The organism is Pseudomonas paraeruginosa PA7 (assembly GCF_000017205.1).
GTDB lineage: Bacteria > Pseudomonadota > Gammaproteobacteria > Pseudomonadales > Pseudomonadaceae > Pseudomonas > Pseudomonas paraeruginosa.
On the sequence record NC_009656.1, the window covers coordinates 2,607,141 to 2,627,323 of the forward strand.

General features: G+C 64.9%; 21 protein-coding genes and 1 tRNA gene. 9 read left to right on the forward strand and 13 right to left on the reverse strand.

What is annotated here, in order from left to right; translation table 11 throughout:
- Nucleotides 1-210 precede the first annotated feature (210 nt).
- A complete protein-coding gene (gene icd / locus PSPA7_RS12380; RefSeq protein WP_012075454.1) occupies nucleotides 211-1,467 on the forward strand; it encodes an NADP-dependent isocitrate dehydrogenase in 1,257 nt (418 codons plus the stop codon).
- A 73-nt stretch (nucleotides 1,468-1,540) separates the two neighbouring features.
- Here icd and cspD read toward each other — a convergent pair whose 3' ends face one another.
- Entirely contained in the window at nucleotides 1,541-1,813 is a 273-nt protein-coding gene (cspD, locus tag PSPA7_RS12385; RefSeq protein WP_003153206.1) for a cold shock domain-containing protein CspD, read from the reverse strand.
- A 225-nt stretch (nucleotides 1,814-2,038) separates the two neighbouring features.
- Here cspD and clpS point away from each other — a divergent pair, with 225 nt between their 5' ends.
- Together clpS and clpA are read left to right on the forward strand one after the other, a co-directional pair.
- On the forward strand, nucleotides 2,039-2,407 hold the full coding sequence (clpS, locus tag PSPA7_RS12390) for an ATP-dependent Clp protease adapter ClpS (protein WP_003097649.1): 369 nt from the start codon (nucleotides 2,039-2,041) through the stop codon (nucleotides 2,405-2,407).
- A gap of 27 nt (nucleotides 2,408-2,434) precedes the next feature.
- A complete protein-coding gene (gene clpA / locus PSPA7_RS12395; protein WP_003090432.1) occupies nucleotides 2,435-4,711 on the forward strand; it encodes an ATP-dependent Clp protease ATP-binding subunit ClpA in 2,277 nt (758 codons plus the stop codon).
- 82 nt (nucleotides 4,712-4,793) lie between these two features.
- On the opposite strand, the gene infA is transcribed toward clpA, so the two are convergent.
- From infA to trxB, 4 genes are all read right to left on the reverse strand, one after another.
- On the reverse strand, nucleotides 4,794-5,012 hold the full coding sequence (gene infA / locus PSPA7_RS12400; protein WP_002553999.1) for a translation initiation factor IF-1: 219 nt from the start codon (nucleotides 5,010-5,012) through the stop codon (nucleotides 4,794-4,796).
- Between the two features lie 104 nt (nucleotides 5,013-5,116).
- Nucleotides 5,117-5,824, reverse strand: coding sequence for an arginyltransferase (locus PSPA7_RS12405; RefSeq protein WP_003097644.1), 708 nt, complete (start codon nucleotides 5,822-5,824; stop codon nucleotides 5,117-5,119).
- Nucleotides 5,825-5,878: 54 nt separating this feature from the next.
- Nucleotides 5,879-6,559, reverse strand: coding sequence for a leucyl/phenylalanyl-tRNA--protein transferase (gene aat, locus PSPA7_RS12410; protein ID WP_012075455.1), 681 nt, complete (start codon nucleotides 6,557-6,559; stop codon nucleotides 5,879-5,881).
- Nucleotides 6,560-6,596: 37 nt separating this feature from the next.
- Entirely contained in the window at nucleotides 6,597-7,547 is a 951-nt protein-coding gene (gene trxB, locus PSPA7_RS12415; RefSeq protein ID WP_012075456.1) for a thioredoxin-disulfide reductase, read from the reverse strand.
- Nucleotides 7,548-7,773: 226 nt separating this feature from the next.
- On the opposite strand from trxB, the gene ftsK reads away from it, so the two are divergent.
- From ftsK to cysG, 5 genes are all read left to right on the forward strand, one after another.
- Nucleotides 7,774-10,209 (forward strand): DNA translocase FtsK, encoded by a 2,436-nt coding sequence (gene ftsK / locus PSPA7_RS12420; RefSeq protein WP_079262172.1) that lies wholly within the window; start codon nucleotides 7,774-7,776, stop codon nucleotides 10,207-10,209.
- Nucleotides 10,210-10,233: 24 nt separating this feature from the next.
- Nucleotides 10,234-10,860 (forward strand): outer membrane lipoprotein periplasmic chaperone LolA, encoded by a 627-nt coding sequence (gene lolA, locus PSPA7_RS12425; RefSeq protein WP_012075459.1) that lies wholly within the window; start codon nucleotides 10,234-10,236, stop codon nucleotides 10,858-10,860.
- Nucleotides 10,861-10,869: 9 nt separating this feature from the next.
- The gene (locus PSPA7_RS12430) at nucleotides 10,870-12,195 is read left to right on the forward strand and encodes a replication-associated recombination protein A (RefSeq protein WP_012075460.1); all 1,326 of its coding nucleotides are present in this window, start codon (nucleotides 10,870-10,872) and stop codon (nucleotides 12,193-12,195) included.
- Nucleotides 12,196-12,308: 113 nt separating this feature from the next.
- Nucleotides 12,309-13,589 carry a serine--tRNA ligase gene (serS, locus tag PSPA7_RS12435; RefSeq protein ID WP_012075461.1) on the forward strand — a complete coding sequence of 427 codons (1,281 nt, stop codon included), beginning with the start codon at nucleotides 12,309-12,311 and terminating at the stop codon, nucleotides 13,587-13,589.
- 1 nt (nucleotide 13,590) lies between these two features.
- Nucleotides 13,591-14,988, forward strand: coding sequence for a siroheme synthase CysG (cysG, locus tag PSPA7_RS12440; protein WP_012075462.1), 1,398 nt, complete (start codon nucleotides 13,591-13,593; stop codon nucleotides 14,986-14,988).
- Between the two features lie 4 nt (nucleotides 14,989-14,992).
- Here cysG and PSPA7_RS12445 read toward each other — a convergent pair whose 3' ends face one another.
- The 7 genes from PSPA7_RS12445 to PSPA7_RS12475 all read right to left on the reverse strand — a co-directional run bounded on the left by PSPA7_RS12445 (nucleotide 14,993) and on the right by PSPA7_RS12475 (nucleotide 19,200).
- Complete coding sequence (locus tag PSPA7_RS12445; protein ID WP_012075463.1) at nucleotides 14,993-15,967, reverse strand: glutathione S-transferase family protein; 975 nt, start codon at nucleotides 15,965-15,967, stop codon at nucleotides 14,993-14,995.
- An 85-nt stretch (nucleotides 15,968-16,052) separates the two neighbouring features.
- Nucleotides 16,053-17,036: a glycosyl transferase family protein gene (locus PSPA7_RS12450; protein WP_012075464.1), complete on the reverse strand. Its 984-nt coding sequence runs from the start codon at nucleotides 17,034-17,036 to the stop codon at nucleotides 16,053-16,055.
- Nucleotides 17,033-17,368: a TusE/DsrC/DsvC family sulfur relay protein gene (locus PSPA7_RS12455; protein ID WP_003153616.1), complete on the reverse strand. Its 336-nt coding sequence runs from the start codon at nucleotides 17,366-17,368 to the stop codon at nucleotides 17,033-17,035. The genes PSPA7_RS12450 and PSPA7_RS12455 overlap by 4 nt, the downstream gene beginning before the upstream one ends.
- Entirely contained in the window at nucleotides 17,365-17,670 is a 306-nt protein-coding gene (tusB, locus tag PSPA7_RS12460) for a sulfurtransferase complex subunit TusB (RefSeq protein ID WP_003153615.1), read from the reverse strand. Before tusB ends, PSPA7_RS12455 begins: the two co-directional genes overlap by 4 nt.
- Nucleotides 17,670-18,029 carry a sulfurtransferase complex subunit TusC gene (tusC, locus tag PSPA7_RS12465; protein ID WP_012075465.1) on the reverse strand — a complete coding sequence of 120 codons (360 nt, stop codon included), beginning with the start codon at nucleotides 18,027-18,029 and terminating at the stop codon, nucleotides 17,670-17,672. Before tusC ends, tusB begins: the two co-directional genes overlap by 1 nt.
- The gene (tusD, locus tag PSPA7_RS12470; RefSeq protein ID WP_012075466.1) at nucleotides 18,026-18,421 is read right to left on the reverse strand and encodes a sulfurtransferase complex subunit TusD; all 396 of its coding nucleotides are present in this window, start codon (nucleotides 18,419-18,421) and stop codon (nucleotides 18,026-18,028) included. Before tusD ends, tusC begins: the two co-directional genes overlap by 4 nt.
- Nucleotides 18,422-18,531: 110 nt before the next feature.
- Entirely contained in the window at nucleotides 18,532-19,200 is a 669-nt protein-coding gene (locus PSPA7_RS12475) for a Bax inhibitor-1/YccA family protein (RefSeq protein WP_003153609.1), read from the reverse strand.
- Nucleotides 19,201-19,329: 129 nt separating this feature from the next.
- On the opposite strand from PSPA7_RS12475, the gene PSPA7_RS12480 reads away from it, so the two are divergent.
- Nucleotides 19,330-19,419, forward strand: a tRNA-Ser gene (locus tag PSPA7_RS12480).
- Between the two features lie 170 nt (nucleotides 19,420-19,589).
- On the opposite strand, the gene qteE is transcribed toward PSPA7_RS12480, so the two are convergent.
- On the reverse strand, nucleotides 19,590-20,162 hold the full coding sequence (gene qteE / locus PSPA7_RS12485; protein ID WP_012075467.1) for a quorum threshold expression protein QteE: 573 nt from the start codon (nucleotides 20,160-20,162) through the stop codon (nucleotides 19,590-19,592).
- Between the last annotated feature and the right edge of the window lie 21 nt (nucleotides 20,163-20,183).

Here is a 20,183-nt window from a genome sequence, read left to right on the forward strand (position 1 = left end):
TGGTGGCGAGCCCGCCGCTGCGAGGGGAGAGGGTCTGGTCCCAGACTGCTCGGACCTCGATGACTGCGAAGTCATGCCGCGCAGTATACCATCCTCTCGATGGGCTGATGCGCTCGCCGGTTTAGACTAAGGAAGATGTGGTTTCCAGGCGGCCAACTGGGCTACCCTAGAAGGCTGCAACAGGGTTTTAACCACAACACGGAGTTCAGCATGGGATACCAAAAGATCCAGGTGCCGGCGACCGGTGACAAAATCACTGTGAATGCCGACATGTCCTTGAGCGTACCGAAGAACCCGATCATCCCGTTCATCGAAGGCGATGGCATCGGCGTCGATATCAGCCCGGTCATGATCAAGGTTGTCGACGCTGCAGTAGAAAAAGCCTACAAGGGCGAGCGCAAGATCGCCTGGATGGAAGTCTATGCCGGCGAGAAGGCCACCCAGGTCTACGACCAGGACACCTGGCTGCCCCAGGAAACCCTGGATGCCGTGCGCGACTACGTGGTTTCCATCAAGGGGCCGCTGACCACCCCGGTCGGTGGCGGCATTCGCTCCCTGAACGTGGCCCTGCGCCAGCAACTCGATCTCTACGTCTGTCAGCGCCCGGTACGCTGGTTCGAAGGCGTGCCCAGCCCGGTGAAGAAGCCTGGCGACGTGGACATGGTGATCTTCCGCGAGAACTCCGAGGACATCTATGCCGGCGTCGAGTGGAAGGCCGGTTCGCCGGAAGCGGAGAAGGTCATCAAGTTCCTCACCGAGGAAATGGGCGTCAAGAAGATCCGCTTCACCGAGAACTGCGGCATCGGCATCAAGCCGGTGTCCCAGGAAGGCACCAAGCGCCTGGTGCGCAAGGCACTGCAGTATGCCGTCGACAACGACCGCAGCTCGGTGACCCTGGTGCACAAGGGCAACATCATGAAGTTCACCGAGGGTGCCTTCAAGGACTGGGGCTACGAAGTCGCGCGCGATGAGTTCGGCGCCGAACTGCTGGACGGCGGTCCGTGGATGCAGTTCAAGAATCCGAAGACCGGCAGGAACGTCGTGGTCAAGGACGTGATCGCCGACGCCATGTTGCAGCAGATCCTGCTGCGCCCGGCCGAGTACGACGTGATCGCCACCCTGAACCTGAACGGCGACTATCTCTCCGACGCCCTGGCGGCCGAGGTCGGCGGCATCGGTATCGCGCCCGGCGCCAACCTGTCCGACTCGGTGGCCATGTTCGAGGCGACCCACGGCACCGCGCCGAAATACGCCGGCCAGGACAAGGTCAACCCCGGCTCGCTGATCCTCTCCGCGGAGATGATGCTGCGCCACATGGGCTGGACCGAGGCCGCCGACCTGATCATCAAGGGCACCAACGGCGCGATCGCCGCCAAGACCGTGACCTACGACTTCGAGCGCCTGATGGACGGCGCCACCCTGCTGTCCTGCTCGGAGTTCGGCGACGCGATGATCGCCAAGATGTAAGAAGGGCCGCCGCCCGAACGAGAAAAAGGCCGGTTCGCACCGGCCTTTTTCATTTCCGCGTCCGCGCTGGTGCTCAGGCTTCGATCGGCGACGCCTGGGGCTCCTCGAGCGGGGTGGGGGCGGAGGATGCGGCGGTTGTCGCGGTGGCGGGACTGATGTTGATGGCGTGCAGTCCCTTCGGTCCCTGGATGATCTCGAAATTGACCGGCTGGCCCGCCTTGAGTGTCTTGTAACCGTCCATCTGAATGGCCGAGTAATGGGCGAACAGGTCCTCATCTCGGCCCTCGGCCAGGATGAACCCGTAGCCCTTGGCGTTGTTGAACCACTTGACCTTACCGCTGAGCATGCTCATATCCCTCTGCAAAGGACTCCAACGCTGGAGTATCATCCACTACGATCCCGCGTCCGACCTGGGTCATGACGGGTGCGGAACCCCTGATACCCTGTAGGGGTATTCCATTGTTTGTAACACCCTTTTGCAGTTAGTCAAGGCGCTGAACCATACGCCCGAGAAACGGATCAACATCAATATCGGTCCATAACTTTCCAGAAAGGCAAAGCTTTTTTCCTCATGCATGCACCTAGCCAGATTCGACTAACATTCAATCAGGACCACCCCGAGCCTCATGAACACGAGGACGAAGGGGCGGGGCTCGCGGTACAGGAGTCGAAGCCTGTATTACAGCCGCCACCGTTGTATAAGGTGGTACTGTTCAACGACGATTACACGCCGATGGACTTTGTTGTTGAAGTGCTGGAAGTGTTCTTCAACATGGACCGGGAAAAAGCCACCAAGATCATGTTGACGGTACATACTCAGGGTAAGGCGGTCTGCGGCTTGTTTACCCGGGACGTGGCCGAAACCAAGGCGATGCAGGTCAATCAGTATGCGCGGGAGAGCCAGCATCCATTGCTCTGCGAGATAGAGAAAGACAGTTGATCGGATGTTTGGGAGCGAGGTGAAGCCATGTTGAATCGAGAGCTCGAAGTCACCCTCAATCTCGCCTTCAAGGAGGCGAGGGCCAAACGCCATGAATTCATGACGGTTGAGCACCTGCTGCTGGCCTTGCTGGACAACGAGGCAGCGGCAACGGTACTGCGTGCGTGCGGTGCCAACCTGGACAAGCTGCGGCGCGACCTGCAGGAATTCATCGATTCCACCACGCCGCTGATCCCGCAGCACGACGACGAGCGCGAGACCCAGCCGACGCTGGGCTTCCAGCGCGTCCTGCAGCGCGCGGTGTTCCACGTGCAGAGTTCCGGCAAGCGCGAAGTGACCGGGGCCAACGTCCTGGTGGCGATCTTCAGCGAACAGGAAAGCCAGGCGGTGTTCCTGCTCAAGCAGCAGAGCATCGCGCGTATCGATGTGGTGAACTACATCGCCCACGGTATTTCCAAGGTGCCCGGGCATGCCGAACATCCGCAGGATGGGGAGCAGGATATGCAGGATGAGGAAGGTGGCGAGTCGGCCACGTCCAACCATCCGCTGGATGCCTACGCCAGCAACCTCAACGAGCTGGCCCGCCAGGGGCGGATCGACCCGCTGGTGGGGCGCGAGCATGAAGTCGAGCGGGTGGCGCAGATCCTCGCCCGGCGGCGCAAGAACAACCCGTTGCTGGTGGGCGAGGCGGGGGTCGGCAAGACGGCCATCGCCGAAGGCCTGGCCAAGCGCATCGTCGACGGCCAGGTGCCGGACCTGCTGGCCGACAGCGTGGTCTACTCCCTCGACCTGGGCGCCTTGCTCGCGGGCACCAAGTATCGCGGCGACTTCGAGAAGCGCTTCAAGGCGTTGCTCAACGAGTTGCGCAAGCGCCCGCACGCGGTGCTGTTCATCGACGAGATCCACACCATCATCGGTGCCGGTGCGGCATCCGGCGGGGTGATGGACGCCTCCAACCTGCTCAAGCCGGTCCTGTCCTCGGGCGAGATCCGCTGCATCGGCTCGACCACCTTCCAGGAGTTCCGCGGCATCTTCGAGAAGGACCGGGCCTTGGCGCGGCGCTTCCAGAAGGTCGACGTGACCGAGCCGTCGGTGGAAGACACCTATGGCATCCTCAAGGGCCTCAAGGGGCGCTTCGAGCAGCATCACCACATCGAGTACAGTGACGAGGCGCTGCGCGCCGCGGCCGAGCTGGCGGCGCGCTACATCAACGACCGGCACATGCCGGACAAGGCCATCGATGTCATCGACGAGGCTGGCGCCTACCAGCGCCTGCAGCCGGAAGAGAAGCGCGTGAAGCGCATCGAGGTGGCGCAGGTCGAGGATATCGTGGCGAAGATCGCGCGGATCCCGCCGAAGCACGTCACCACCTCCGACAAGGAGCTGCTGCGCAACCTCGAGCGCGACCTCAAGCTGACCGTGTTCGGCCAGGACGACGCCATCGAGTCGCTGTCCACCGCGATCAAGCTGTCGCGGGCCGGGCTCAAGGCGCCGGACAAACCGGTCGGCTCGTTCCTCTTCGCCGGCCCTACCGGCGTCGGCAAGACCGAGGTGGCGCGGCAGCTGGCCAAGGCGCTGGGCGTGGAGCTGGTGCGCTTCGACATGTCCGAGTACATGGAGCGGCATACCGTGTCGCGGCTGATCGGCGCGCCTCCGGGCTACGTCGGCTTCGACCAGGGCGGCCTGCTCACCGAGGCGATCACCAAGACCCCGCACTGCGTGTTGCTGCTCGACGAGATCGAGAAGGCCCACCCGGAAGTCTTCAACCTGCTGCTGCAGGTGATGGACCACGGTACCCTCACCGACAACAACGGACGCAAGGCGGACTTCCGCAACATCATCCTGATCATGACCACCAATGCCGGCGCGGAGGTGGCGGCGCGCGCGTCGATCGGCTTCAACCAGCAGGATCACACCACCGATGCGATGGAAGTGATCAAGAAGAGCTTCACTCCGGAGTTCCGCAACCGCCTGGATACCATCATCCAGTTCGGCCGCCTGAGCACCGAGACGATCAAGAGCGTGGTCGACAAGTTCCTCACCGAGCTGCAGGCGCAGCTGGAGGACAAGCGCGTCCAGCTCGAGGTCAGCGATGCGGCACGCGGCTGGCTGGCGGAGAAGGGCTACGACGTGCAGATGGGTGCGCGACCGATGGCGCGGCTGATCCAGGACAAGATCAAGCGGCCCTTGGCCGAAGAGATCCTGTTCGGCGAGCTGGCCGAGCATGGCGGCCTGGTGCATGTCGACCTGAAGGGCGACGAGCTGGCCTTCGAGTTCGAGATCACGGCGGCGGAGCCCGCCTGATCCGGATGGCTGCAACGAAAAAGCCCGGCGCATGCCGGGCTTTTTCTTTTGCAATCGGCGAGCCGTGAAGGCTCGTGACGACTCAGCGGGCGCGGTAGGTGATGCGGCCCTTGCTCAGGTCGTAGGGCGTCAGTTCCACGCGGACCTTGTCGCCGGTGAGGATGCGGATGTAGTTCTTGCGCATTTTGCCGGAGATGTGCGCGGTGACGACGTGCCCATTTTCCAACTCCACACGGAACATGGTGTTGGGCAGGGTGTCGACGACAGTACCTTCCATTTCGAAGCTGTCTTCTTTCGACATGCAGTAGAGCCCTCGGTATCTATGGGTGGCCCTTTCAATGAGAGGTGGGCCGTGAAAAGCGGCGTGCATTGTGCCAGAAAATCGACAACAGCGCCACACGGCTATCAGGTGAGGGCGACCCAGCGCTGGTTGACGAACAGTTCGATGGGGCGGTACTGGGTCTTGTAGTTCATCTTCCGGCAATTCTTGATCCAGTAGCCCAGGTAGACGGCTTGCAGGCCTAGGCGTTCGGTCTCGGCGATCTGCCAGAGAATCGCGTAGCGTCCCAGGCTGCGCTGCTCTTCATCGGGGTCGTAGAAGGTATAGACCGCCGACAACCCGTTCGGCAGTACGTCGGTCACCGCGATGGCCAGCAGGCGTCCGTGCAGGCGGAACTCGAAGAAGCAGCAGAAGGGCAGGTCGCGGACCAGGAAGGTGGCGAACTGGTCGCGACTGGGCGGATACATGTCGCCGTCGGCGTGGCGCTGCTCGATGTAGCGGCGGTAGAGGTCGTAGTACTCCTCGTTGAAGCTCGGTCGCTTGCGGATCACCTGCAGTTCGGCGTTGCGCTTGAGGATGCGTCGCTGCTGACGGTTCGGGCTGAAGCCGGCGACCGGTATGCGCGCGGCGATGCAGGCGGTGCAATGCTGGCAGTGCGGGCGGTAGAGATGGTCGCCGCTGCGACGGAAGCCGACTTCCGACAGCGAGGCGTACAACTGCGTGTCCATGGGCTGGCTGGGGTCGAGGAACAGGGTGGTGGCCTGTTCCTCGGGCAGGTAGCTGCACGGATGCGGTTGCGTCGCGTAGAACTTCAGTCGGGCGAGTTCGGTCATGGTGAACTCCAGCAGGGACCCATAAGCAAGTTTATGCCAGGCACGGAAACTCGCCTAAAAATCCAGGGTGCCGCTGGGAGATTCGTCGCGATAGCGCTGCAGGTAGTCGGCGAATGCCTCGCGGCTGATGGCACGTGCGCCCAGGCTGTGCAGGTGGCGGGTCGGCATCTGGCAGTCGATCAATACGAAACCGGCGTCGCGCAGGTGTCGGACCAGCGTGACGAAACCCACCTTGGAGGCGTTGTCGGCGCGGCTGAACATCGACTCGCCGAAGAACAGCCGGCCCATGGCCAGGCCATACAGGCCGCCGACCAGCTGCCCGGCCTGCCAGACTTCCACCGAATGGGCGACGCCGCGCAGGTGCAGCTCCTGGTAGGCCAGTTGCATCGGTGTGGTGATCCAGGTGCCGTCGGCGTAGTCGCGCGGCGCGGCGCAAGCCTGGATCACCGCCCGGAAGTCACGATTGAAAGTGACTTCGAAGCGTTGCTGGCGCAGGCACTTGGCCAGGCTGCGGGACACGTGCAGTTCCTCGGGGAGCAGCACGGTGCGCGGATCGGGCGACCACCAGAGGATTGGCTGGCCATCCTGGTACCAGGGGAAGCAGCCGTGGCGGTAGGCGGCGATCAGACGGCGCGGGTCGAGGTCGCCGCCGGCCGCGAGCAGCCCGTTGGGCTCCTGCAGGGCCTTGTCGAGGGGCGGGAAATCGTAATTGGTGCGGGAAAGCCAGGTCAGCATGGCGGGGTAGGGGAGGGCGGGCCTCCCCTGGGTCCGATCAATGGTCGTCGAGGTATTTTTCGGCATCCAGAGCGGCCATGCAGCCGGCGCCGGCGGAGGTGATGGCCTGGCGGTAGACATGGTCGGCCACGTCGCCGGCGGCGAACACGCCTTCGATGCTGGTCTGGGTGGCGTTGCCTTCGCTACCGCCGTGGATCCGCAGGTAGCCGTCGCGCATTTCCAGCTGGCCCTGGAACAGGTCGGTGTTCGGCTTGTGGCCGATGGCGATGAACACGCCGGCCAGCGGCAGTTCGCTGGTGCTGCCGTCGACGGTGCTCTTCAGGCGTACGCCGGTGACGCCGCTGGCGTCGCCCAGCACTTCGTCCAGGGTGGTGTTCCAGTGCAGGCGCACGTTGCCGTTCTCGGCCTTGTCGAACAGCTTGTCCTGGAGGATCTTCTCCGAGCGCAGCTTGTCGCGACGGTGGATCAGGTGGACTTCCTTGGCGATGTTGGCCAGGTACAGCGCTTCCTCGACGGCGGTATTGCCGCCGCCGACCACGCAGACCACCTGATTGCGGTAGAAGAAGCCATCGCAGGTGGCGCAGGCGGAAACGCCCTTGCCCATGAAGGCTTCTTCCGACGACATGCCCAGGTATTGCGCGGAGGCGCCGGTGGCAATGATCAGTGCATCGCAGGTATAAGTGCCACTATCGCCCTTCAGCGTGAACGGGCGCTGTTGCAACTCGGCGGTGTGGATGTGGTCGTAGACGATCTCGGTGTCGAAACGCTCGGCGTGCTGCTGCATGCGGGTCATCAGCGCCGGGCCGGTAAGGCCTTCGACGTCGCCCGGCCAGTTGTCGACTTCGGTGGTGGTGGTCAGCTGGCCGCCTGGCTGGATGCCGGTGATCACCACTGGCTTGAGATTGGCGCGTGCGGCGTACACGGCGGCGGTATAGCCGGCCGGACCGGAGCCCAGGATGATGAGGCGCGAATGCTTGACTTCACTCATAAAAAGACTCCATAAGCCTTTGTCACACAAGAGAATGCGTGCTCCAATGGAGCCGCCTGAAGAGATCTGCCGGCTATGCTACACCTATCCGCAAAAGGCCGGCAAAACCCCGGGCCGGGATCGGCCATCCAAGGGACGGCGCTGATTCCGGGTGTGATTTTTCAGAGTTTCCTTAAAGCCGTACAATAGGCGCGTTTTGACCAATACAGCTTCTAAAGCACCAGCCGTGCGCAGGAAAAACAGCGATTTGAAGGATTCGACCACTGCGACCCATGCCGCCGCATGGCGTCAGCAACTGCATTCCCGCCTGAAGGAAGGGGTATTGATCGCGCTCGGTGCGCTCTGCCTCTACCTCTGGATGGCATTGCTCACCTACGATCCGGCCGATCCGAGCTGGAGTCATTCGAGCCAGGTTGACCAGGTGCAGAACGCCGCCGGTCGGCTCGGTGCGGTATCCGCCGATATCCTGTTCATGACGCTCGGCTACTTCGCCTACCTCTTTCCGCTGTTGCTGGGCATCAAGACCTGGCAGGTGTTCCGCCGCCGCAACCTGCCGTGGGAATGGAACACCTGGCTGTTTTCCTGGCGCCTGGTCGGGCTGATCTTCCTGATCCTGGCCGGCTCGGCGCTGGCCTACATCCATTTCCACGCCAGCGGCCACATGCCGGCCAGCGCCTCGGCCGGCGGCGCCATCGGCCAGAGCCTGGGCAGGGTCGCGGTGGACGCGCTGAACGTGCAGGGCAGCACGCTGGTGTTCTTCGCCCTGTTCCTCTTCGGCCTGACGGTGTTCGCCGACCTCTCCTGGTTCAAGGTGATGGATGTCACCGGCAAGATCACCCTGGACTTCTTCGAGCTGATCCAGAACGCCTTCAATCGCTGGATGGGCGCGCGCGCCGAGCGCAAGCAACTGGTCGCGCAACTGCGCGAGGTCGACGAGCGTGTCGCCGAGGTGGTGGCACCGAGCGTGCCGGATCGCCGCGAGCAGTCCAAGGCCAAGGAGCGCCTGCTGGAGCGCGAAGAGGCCCTGGCCAAGCACATGAGCGAGCGGGAGAAGCGCCCGCCGCCGAAGATCGATCCGCCAGCGCCGCCGAAGGCCCCGGAGCCGAGCAAGCGCGTGCTGAAAGAGAAGCAGGCGCCGCTGTTCGTCGATACGGCGGTGGAGGGCACCCTGCCGCCGCTGTCGCTGCTCGACCCGGCGGAAGTGAAGCAGAAGAGCTACTCGCCCGAGTCGCTGGAGGCGATGTCGCGCCTGCTGGAGATCAAGCTGAAGGAGTTCGGCGTCGAGGTCAGCGTGGACTCGGTGCACCCGGGCCCGGTGATCACCCGTTTCGAGATCCAGCCCGCGGCCGGGGTCAAGGTCAGCCGCATTTCCAACCTGGCCAAGGACCTGGCGCGCTCGCTGGCGGTGATCAGCGTGCGGGTGGTGGAGGTGATTCCCGGCAAGACCACCGTCGGCATCGAGATTCCCAACGAAGACCGGCAGATGGTGCGCTTCTCCGAAGTGCTGTCGTCGCCGGAGTACGACGAGCACAAGTCCACCGTGCCGCTGGCCCTGGGCCACGACATCGGCGGCCGGCCGATCATCACCGACCTGGCGAAGATGCCGCACCTGCTGGTGGCCGGTACCACCGGTTCCGGTAAGTCGGTGGGGGTCAACGCGATGCTCCTGTCGATCCTGTTCAAGTCCACGCCGAGCGAGGCGCGGCTGATCATGATCGACCCGAAGATGCTCGAACTGTCGATCTACGAGGGTATCCCGCACCTGCTCTGCCCGGTGGTCACCGACATGAAGGAAGCCGCCAACGCCCTGCGCTGGAGCGTGGCGGAGATGGAGCGGCGCTACCGCCTGATGGCAGCCATGGGCGTGCGCAACCTGGCCGGCTTCAACCGCAAGGTGAAGGACGCCGAGGAGGCCGGCACGCCGCTGACCGACCCGCTGTTCCGTCGCGAAAGCCCGGACGACGAGCCGCCGCAACTGAGCACCCTGCCGACCATCGTGGTGGTGGTCGACGAATTCGCCGACATGATGATGATCGTCGGCAAGAAGGTCGAGGAGCTTATCGCCCGTATCGCGCAGAAGGCGCGGGCGGCCGGTATCCACCTGATCCTGGCGACCCAGCGGCCGTCGGTGGACGTGATCACCGGCCTGATCAAGGCCAACATCCCGACCCGGATCGCCTTCCAGGTGTCCAGCAAGATCGACTCGCGGACCATCCTCGACCAGGGTGGCGCCGAACAGCTGCTCGGCCACGGCGACATGCTCTACCTGCCGCCGGGCACAGGCCTGCCGATCCGCGTGCACGGCGCCTTCGTTTCCGACGACGAGGTGCACCGGGTGGTCGAGGCCTGGAAGCTGCGCGGCGCGCCCGACTACATCGAGGACATCCTCGCTGGCGTCGACGAAGGCGGCGGCGGTGGCGGTTCCTTCGATGGCGGCGACGGCTCCGGCGAAGGCAGCGAGGACGACCCGCTCTACGACGAGGCGGTACGTTTCGTCACCGAGAGTCGCCGGGCATCGATCTCCGCCGTGCAGCGCAAGCTGAAGATCGGCTACAACCGCGCCGCGCGGATGATCGAAGCGATGGAGATGGCCGGCGTGGTCACTCCGATGAATACCAATGGCTCCCGCGAAGTGATCGCGCCGGCGCCGGTTCGTGATTGAACCCGACAGGTTTAGAGGATTCCGATGCGACTGATCCGCACGTTGTTCGTTGCCGCCCTGGCCATGGGCACTTCGCTGGCCCATGCCGACGACAGCGCAGCCGTCCAGCGCCTGACCGGCCTGCTGAACAAGGCCCAGACCCTGACCGCGCGCTTCTCCCAGCTGACCCTGGACGGCAGCGGTACCCGCCTGCAGGAGACCGCCGGCCAGTTGAGCCTGAAGCGGCCGGGGCTGTTCCGCTGGCATACCGATGCGCCGAACGAGCAGTTGCTCATTTCCAACGGCGAGAAGGTCTGGCTGTACGACCCGGACCTGGAGCAGGTGACCATCCAGAAGCTCGACCAGCGCCTGACCCAGACCCCGGCGCTGCTGCTCTCCGGCGATATCTCGAAGATCAGCGAAAGCTTTGCCATCACCTACAAGGAAGGCGGCAACGTGGTCGATTTCGTGCTCAAGCCGAAGACCAAGGACACCCTCTTCGACACCTTGCGCCTGTCGTTCCGCAGCGGCAAGGTGAACGACATGCAGATGATCGATGGCGTCGGCCAGCGCACCAACATCCTGTTCTTCGACGTGAAGATGAACGAGGCGCTGGATGCGAAGCAATTCACCTTCGACGTTCCGCCGGGCGTCGACGTGATCCAGGAGTAACCGCAAGCCGTGGACCTGTTCCGCAGCGAGCCCGTCGCGCAGCCCCTGGCAGCGCGGCTACGGCCCGCCAACCTGGATGAGTACGTGGGCCAGGAGCATCTGCTGGCCCGCGGCAAGCCCTTGCGCGAGGCGCTGGAGCAGGGCGCGCTGCACTCGATGATCTTCTGGGGCCCGCCGGGGGTCGGCAAGACCACCCTGGCACGGCTGCTGGCGCAGGTGTCGGACGCCCATTTCGAGACCATTTCCGCAGTGCTGTCCGGGGTCAAGGAGATCCGCCAGGCGGTCGAGGTGGCCAAGCAGCACGCGGCGCAATACGGACGCCGGACCATCCTGTTCGTCGACGAGGTGCACCGCTTCAACAAGAGCCAGCAGGATGCCTTCCTGCCCTATGTGGAAGACGGCACGCTGATCTTCATTGGCGCGACCACCGAGAACCCGTCCTTCGAGTTGAACAACGCGCTGCTCTCGCGGGCTCGCGTGTATGTCCTCAAGAGCCTCGACGAAACCGCCCTGCGCAAGCTGGTGGGGCGCGCGCTGAACGAGGAAAAGGGCCTCGGCAAGCGCAACCTGAGTCTGCCGGAAGAGAGCTTCCAGGTTCTCCTGGCCGCCGCCGACGGAGATGGTCGGCGCCTGCTGAACCTGTTGGAGAACGCTGCCGACCTCGCCGAGGACGGCAGCGAGATCAGTCCCGAGCTGTTGCAGAATCTGCTCGGCGACACCCGTCGACGTTTCGACAAGGGCGGCGAGGCGTTCTACGACCAGATCAGCGCACTGCACAAGTCGGTGCGCGGCTCCAATCCCGACGCGGCGCTGTATTGGTTCGCACGCATGCTCGACGGCGGCTGCGACCCCCTGTACATCGCCCGACGGGTGGTGCGCATGGCCAGCGAGGAGGTCGGCAACGCCGATCCGCGCGCCCTCGGCCTGTGCCTGTCGGCCTGGGACGTGCAGGAGCGCCTGGGCAGCCCGGAAGGCGAGCTGGCGGTGGCCCAGGCCATCGTCTACCTGGCCTGCGCACCGAAGAGCAACGCGGTGTACAGCGCGTTCAACGCGGCGATGCGCGATGTCGCCGAAAGCGGCTCGCGGGAAGTGCCATTGCACTTGCGCAACGCACCGACCAAATTGATGAAGAGCCTCGGCTACGGCGAAGAATACCGCTACGCCCACGACGAGCCGGATGCCTATGCCGCCGGAGAGGATTATTTCCCCGAGGATCTGGAGCCGCGGCGTTACTATCAACCGGTGCCAAGGGGCCTGGAACTGAAGATCCGCGACAAGCTGGAACACCTGGCGGAGTTGGATCGCACCAGTCCCCGCCAACGCAGAAAATCCTGAGCGGTACGGGCTCGCCGGAGCTCGCCAGGCTCGCGCGACGACGTCGACCGGGCATGGTGAAGCGCCAGCGGGGCCCCGAACCGCCGATAACCGACACGAGACGAGAAAAGAGCATGCTCGACCCCAAACTGGTACGCACCCAGCCGCAAGAAGTGGCTGCCCGCCTGGCCACTCGTGGCTTCCAACTGGACGTCGCGCGCATCGAGGCGCTGGAAGAACAGCGCAAGTCGGTGCAGACCCGTACCGAGCAGCTGCAGGCCGAGCGCAACGCGCGCTCCAAGGCGATCGGCCAGGCCAAGCAGCGTGGCGAGGACATTGCGCCGCTGCTGGCCGATGTCGACCGCATGGGCTCCGAGCTGGAAGAGGGCAAGCGCCAGCTGGACGCCATCCAGGGCGAGCTTGATTCGATGCTGCTGGGCATTCCCAACCTGCCGCACGAGTCGGTGCCGGTCGGTGCCGACGAGGACGCCAACGTCGAAGTGCGTCGCTGGGGCATGCCGAAGACCTTCGATTTCGAGGTCAAGGACCATGTCGCCCTCGGCGAGCGGCACGGCTGGCTGGATTTCGAAACCGCCGCCAAGCTCTCCGGCGCGCGCTTCGCCCTGATGCGCGGCCCGATCGCCCGCCTGCATCGCGCCCTGGCGCAGTTCATGATCAACCTGCATACCGCCGAGCACGGCTACGAGGAGGCCTACACCCCCTATCTCGTCCAGGCTCCGGCGCTGCAGGGCACCGGCCAGTTGCCGAAGTTCGAGGAAGACCTGTTCAAGATCGGTCGCGACGGCGAAGCCGACCTCTACCTGATCCCGACCGCCGAGGTCTCGCTGACCAACATCGTCTCCGGGCAGATCCTCGACGCCAGGCAGTTGCCGCTGAAGTTCGTCGCCCATACCCCGTGCTTCCGCAGCGAGGCCGGTGCCTCCGGGCGCGATACCCGGGGCATGATCCGCCAGCACCAGTTCGACAAGGTGGAGATGGTGCAGATCGTCGATCCGGCCACCTCCTACGAGGCGCTGGAAGGCCTGACCGCCAACGCCGAGCGCGTACTGCAACTGCTCGAACTGCCGTATCGGGTGCTGGCGCTGTGCACCGGCGACATGGGCTTCGGCGCGACCAAGACCTACGACCTGGAGGTCTGGGTGCCGAGCCAGGACAAGTACCGCGAGATTTCCTCCTGCTCCAACTGCGGCGACTTCCAGGCCCGGCGCATGCAGGCCCGCTACCGCAACCCGGAAACCGGCAAGCCCGAGCTGGTGCACACCCTCAACGGCTCCGGCCTGGCCGTCGGCCGCACCCTGGTGGCGGTGCTGGAGAACTACCAGCAGGCGGACGGCTCGATCCGTGTGCCGGACGTCCTCAAGCCCTACATGGGTGGCATCGAGGTGATCGGCTGACATGGACTTCCTGCCGCTGTTCCACTCCTTGCAAGGGCGCCTGGCGCTCGTGGTCGGCGGCGGCGAAGTCGCCCTGCGCAAGGCGCGCCTGCTGGCCGACGCCGGCGCGCGCCTGCGCGTGGTCGCGCCGCAGATCCACATCGAACTTCGGCATCTGGTGGAGCAGGGCGGCGGCGAGCTGCTCGAACGCGACTACCAGGACGGCGACCAGCCCGGCTGCGCCCTGATCATCGCCGCCACCGACGACGAACCGCTGAACGCCGAGGTGTCGCGGGCGGCCAATGCGCGCGGGATACCGGTCAACGTGGTGGACGCGCCGGCCCTGTGCAGCGTGATCTTCCCGGCCATCGTCGACCGTTCGCCGCTGGTGGTGGCGGTCTCCAGCGGCGGCGACGCGCCGGTGCTGGCGCGGCTGATCCGGGCCAAGCTGGAAACCTGGATTCCTTCCAGCTACGGACAGCTGGCCGGACTGGCCAGCCGTTTCCGCAACCGGGTCAAGGAACTGCTGCCGGATCTGCAACAGCGCCGGGTGTTCTGGGAAAACCTGTTCCAGGGCGAGATCGCCGAGCGGGTCCTGGCCGGACGTCCAGCGGAAGCCGAGCGTCTCCTGGAAGAGCGCCTGGCCGGCGGCCTCGCGCACATGGCCACGGGCGAGGTATATCTGGTCGGGGCCGGGCCGGGGGATCCGGACCTGCTGACGTTCCGTGCCCTGCGCCTGATGCAGCAGGCCGACGTGGTGCTCTACGACCGCCTGGTGGCGCCTGCGATCCTCGAATTATGCCGCCGCGATGCCGAACGTCTGTACGTCGGCAAGCGCCGCGCCGAGCATGCGGTGCCGCAGGAGCGGATCAACCGCCTGCTGGTGGAGCTGGCCAGCCAGGGCAAGCGCGTGCTGCGCCTGAAGGGCGGCGATCCGTTCATCTTCGGCCGCGGCGGCGAGGAAATCGACGAGCTGGCCGCCCACGGGATTCCCTTCCAGGTCGTGCCGGGGATCACCGCGGCCAGCGGCTGCGCGGCCTACGCCGGGATTCCGCTGACTCATCGCGACCATGCGCAATCGGTTCGTTTCGTCACCGGTCATCTGAAGGATGGCACCACCGACCTGCCGTGGAAGGATCTGGTAGCGCCTGGCCAGACCCTGGTGTTCTACATGGGCCTGGTGGGATTGCCGGTGATCTGCGAACAACTGGTCGCCCACGGTCGCTCCGCGCAGACCCCGGCGGCGCTGATCCAGCAGGGGACCACCGCCCAGCAGCGGGTATTCAGCGGAACCCTGGAAAACCTGCCGCAACTGGTGGCCGAGCATGAAGTGCATGCGCCGACCCTGGTGATCGTCGGCGAGGTCGTGCAACTGCGCGACAAGCTGGCCTGGTTCGAAGGCGCCCGCGAGGGCGCCTGAGCCTTCAACCTTCTCCCCAGATGCCCTTGCCGGGAAGTCGTTCCCGGCCGGGCGCGCGCGCCAGGTCGAGACGCGGGCCCAGCGGTACTATCCCGGTCGGGTTGATGGTGCGGTGGCTGGCGTAGTAATGCCCCTTGATGTGTTCGAAGTCCACTGTCTCGCCGATGCCTGGGCGTTGGTACAGCTCGCGCAGCCAGCCTGAGAGATTCGGGTAGTCTTCGATGCGTCGCAGGTTGCACTTGAAGTGTCCGTGGTACACCGCATCGAAGCGCACCAGGGTGGTGAACAGGCGGATATCGGCCTCGGTCAGGTATTCACCGGCCAGGTAGCGGCGTTCGCCGAGCAATCCTTCCAGGTAGTCCAGCTCCTCGAACAACTGGACGAAGGCTTCCTCGTAGGCGTCCTGGCGAGTGGCGAAACCGGCACGGTACACGCCGTTGTTGAGCGCCGGATAGATGCGTCCGTTGAGGCGTTCGATCTCCTCGCGCAGCGGCTCCGGGTAGAAGTCCAGCGCGTTGGCGCCGATGGCGTCGAAGGCGCTGTTGAAGATGCGGATGATGTCGGACGATTCGTTGTTGACGATCTTCTGCGCCTGTTTGTCCCACAGCAGCGGCACCGTGACCCGGCCGCTGTAGTGCGGGTCGTCGCGGGTATAGCGCTGGTGCAGGAAGGCCAGGCCGTCGAGGCGGTCGCCGCTGGAGCCGTGGGCCGGGTCGAAGGTCCAGCCGTTCTCGCGCATCAGCCAACTGACCACGGAAACGTCGATCAGCGATTCCAGCCCCTTCAGTTTGCGCACGATCAGGGTCCGGTGGGCCCAGGGGCAGGCCAGCGAGACATACAGGTGGTAACGCCCGGCCTCGGCGGGGAACGCCGGCTCCCCCAACCAATGGCGGCGCTGGGCATTTTCGCGCTGGAAGCGGCCGTCCTTCTGTGTGTCATACCACTGGTCGTGCCAGCGGCCATCGATCAATTGTCCCATGAGCGGTTCCTCCATACGTCGTTGAGGAACAGTCTAGTGTTGGATGATCGATAAATTTATATAAATAAAGGGCTATTCGTATCGATCAGATCGATTCGTTTCGGGTCGCCCAGTAGTGCGAGGCTTCCTTGAAGGCTTCTTCGCGATTCCTGCCAAGGGCCCGTAGCGCCAGGGCCATGGTGGAGAGCACCGCCAGATGGCCATAGGCGTCGCCTTCACGGCCGTCCCAGACGGCCCGGAGGAAGCCCGGGTCGAGCTGTTCCGGCTTCATGTGCCGGTGCGTCGACAATGCCGGCCATACCTCGTCCCAGGCCTCGCCCTGGTCGCAACCATACAGGTGGGCGACGACGTCCGGGTTGACTTCGATCTCGCCGCCTTCGCCCTTGATGACGATGGCGCGGTCGCCGAGCAGGCGGCTGGCCTCGCGGTGGGTTTCCTGGTAGCCGGGATGGAAGATGCTCTGCAGGATGCAATTCGCGCCCAGCGGGTTGAGCAGGCGCACCAGCGAATGGATCGGCGAGCGCAGGCCGAGGGTATTGCGCAGGTCGATCATCCGCTGCAGCACCGGCATCCAGGCTCCGAGCGGGATGAACGCCAGGTGCGTGCGCTCCAGCGCCTGCTCGACCTGCAGCCAGTCGTGGCAGAGCGGGATTTCCAGCGCCGCCAGCAACTGTTCGCTGTACAGGCGTCCGGCGGTATGCGCGCCGCCGCCGTGCATGATGATGCGCACGCCATGGCCGGCCAGGCACTTGGCGGCCAGCAGGTACCAGGGCAGGTGGCGCTTCTTGCCGGCGTAGCTGGGCCAGTCGAGGTCGACGCGCAAGGACGGGACTTGCAGGCGCTCGCGCACCGCCTCGGTGAAACCGGCCAGCTCCTCGCTGCTTTCCTCCTTGTGCCGCAGGAGCATGAGGAAGGCGCCCAGCTGGGTGTCCTCGACCCTGCCGTCGAGGATCATGCCGAGGGCCTCGCGGGCTTCCTCCCGGCTCAGGCTGCGTGCTCCGCGCTTGCCTTTGCCGAGGATGCGGACGAACTGGGCGAACGGATGTTCGGCGGGAGTCAGGAGAGTCATAGACAGTTGCTCGGTTTCGGCAGGCCGGCCAGTTTCGCGCCAAGCTTGGCCGGGGCGCCCTTGAACAGGTGGTTGAGGTGCAGGCTGTTGCCCTTGTCCGGGCCCAGTCGCTGGGCGACGAACTTGATCAATGGGCGATTGGCCGGGGATAGCTGGAACTCGGCGTAGAACGCGCGGAGCAGGTGGAGGATCTCCCAGTGCCCGGCGGTCAGCGTCAGTTCCTCGCGGGCGGCCAGGGCTTCGGCCACCGGTTCCGACCAGTCGTCGAGGTCGACCAGGTAGCCGTCCTTGTCCAGGCGGATTTCCCGGCCTGCGAGCGAGAGGATCGTCATAGCCAGCTGTTGACCTTGTCGAAGCGGGTGGCGAGTTCGACGAAGCCGGGATAGTCCACCGCCCGCAGGCGCGCCGGGACATCCTCGATGCCGCGCGCCTGGAGGTCTTCCAGCAGGGCGAACAGTTCGATCTCCGCCGGCATCAGCTCCAGCGCCTGGCAGGCGTTGCTGCCGGCGAGCAGGGCGTGCACGGCGTCGCCGCAGAGCAGCAGGCCGTCGGCGGGATTGAGCAGGTACAGGCAACTGCCCAGGCGGCCGTCGTTGAACGGTGAGCGGGAGAGTACGTGGAGGGTCGTGGCCATCAGAGGGTGATCACCTGGTCATAGCGTTGCAACAGGTCGCGCAGGGCCTGGTCGTCGAGCACCTCGACCGCCAGGGCCAGGCGTTCTTCCGCCAGGCCGCGTTCACGCAGGCTGCGCGCCGAGACGTAGAGGTCGTTCACGCCGAACATCGGCAGGGCCTGCAGGTTGGCCTGCAGGTCCTTCTGTTGCAGCTGCGCCGGCTGCTGGCCGGGAGCCAGCTGGAAGGCGCCGTCGTCGAGGAACAGCATGCCCACCGGCAGATCGAAGGCGCCGCCGGCCAGGGCGATGTCCAGCGCCTCGCGGGCGCTCGGGCCGGACCAGGGCGACTGGCGGCTGATGATCAGCAGCGACCGGCTCATCGATCACCCCCGAAGCAGACCAGGCGGTCCGCGCTTTGCGCCACTTCGTGCAACTGGCCGAGCCCGGAGAGTTCCCAGGGCGCGCCGAGGTTGGCGCCGAGACGGCCGTAGCGCTCGGCCTCCTCGGCGTTCAGCACGCCGCGGCGCAGGGCGGCGGCAATGCAGACCACGGCGTCCAGGCCGTTGCGCTCGACCAGTTCGCGCCAGGCGGCGGGCAGGTCGAACTCGTCCTGGCCGCTGACGGTGTTGGCCGAGGCGCTGTGCACGCCGTCCTGGTAGAAGAACAGGCGGACGATCTCATGTCCGCCGGCCAGCGCGGCTTCGCTGAAGCGCAGCGCGCGGCGGGCGGCGGGCGAGTGGGGTGGGTCGAAGAGGGCGATGGCGAATTTCATGCTGCGATACGCGAGGGATTTGTTCGAATGATAAACCAATGCCTGTGTTTTGCCGGACCGCAAATGAAAAAGCCCGTCGCGGGGACGGGCTTTTGCGGAGGTGGCTTCTATCAGTCGTCGCCGCCAGCGATACCGAAGATCTGCAACAGGCTGATGAACAGGTTGTAGATCGACACGTACAGGCTGATGGTGGCCATGATGTAGTTGCGTTCGCCGCCATGGATGATCGCGCTGGTCTGGTACAGGATCATCGCCGAGGAGAACAGCACGAAGCCGGCGCTGATCGCCAGTTGCAGGCCGCTGATCTGGAAGAACAGCGAGACCAGCACGGCGCCCAGCAGGACGAAGAAGCCGGCGGTGATGAAGCCGGACAGGAAGCTCATGTCCTTGCGGGTGGTCAGCACATAGGCGGACAGGCCGAAGAACACCAGGGCGGTCATGGCGAAGGCCGAGGTGATGACGCTGCCGCCGTTGGGCAGGCCCAGGTACATGTTGAGGATCGGGCCGAGCGTGTAACCCATGAAGCCAGTCAGGGCGAAGGTGCTGACCAGGCCCCAGGCGCTGTTGCGCAGCTTCACGGTGAGGAAGAACAGGCCGTAGAAGCCGATCAGCACCACGAACACGTTCGGATAGGGCAGGCGCATCTGCTGCGAGGCGTAGGCCACCAGGCCGCTGAAGGCCAGGGTGAGGGCCAGCAGGCCGTAGGTATTGCGCAGAACCCCGCTGACTTCACGCTGTTCCGCGACGGCGGAGTTCAGCTGATATTGCTGTTCTTGCATGGTGTGGGTACTCCTTAACGGGAACGGGTCCATGACGTACTGGAAGCCATCATAGCAAAGCCTCTGCCAGGGCCAATCGATAGAGTTTGACAGTGTGTTGCTATCCGGTACTATGGCGCCCCGCGATGCGGAGGTGTGGCCGAGTGGTTTAAGGCAACGGTCTTGAAAACCGTCGAAGGGGAGACTCTTCCGTGAGTTCGAATCTCACCGCCTCCGCCATATCCGCGTACTCAGAGCCCCGCCGAACGGGGCTTTTGCGTTTCTGAGCCCTCTCGAACCGCCAGGTCGTCGGTCCGTGGCGCTTTCACGGCATCGCGCGAGAACCGCTGGTGGATCACGGCCCGCCGGATAGCGAGGATCCCGTGGACACCGTCGGGAGGACCCTGCCGTCAGGCCAGCCCGTAGCTGATCTGCTCGGCCTTCACGTGGAACGCCTGGTCCCGGCTCGGCAGGTGCTGGTTGGCATCGGCATGCTGTCGGTCGAGGCGTTCGGATCTCAGCGTCGGCAGGCGGAACACATCCTGTCGCTCGGTCTGCAGCGCATTCCCCCGTATCAGTTCCATGAGCGGCACCTGCATCGCAGGGCTGCTCTGGCCGAGGAAGTAGTTGGGCACCTCGTCGCACCACAGCAGCATGTAGTCGCTCACCGCGTCGTGCTCGGCATCGAGGACCACGTACTCGACGCGGTGGCGCAGGACCACCTCGGCGTCGATGCTCCAGCGGGTGTCAACGGTGAACAGCGGTACGTGCTTCTCCACCTCCACCAGCAGGCCGTTCACCGCCTTGCAGCCGGCCTTGCGGCAGGCCACGTGGTAGCGCTTGTCGGGAAGGGGATGGCGCGCCACCACGTCGCGTCCGCCCAGCAGGTGCAGGTCGAACTCCTTGATGCGGATGTCGATCAGCTCGCACGGCAGGTCGAACCCCACGGGCGTCAGCAGCCTGGGGCAGAAATGGATAAGCATGATTGTCTCCATCGGGCGTGC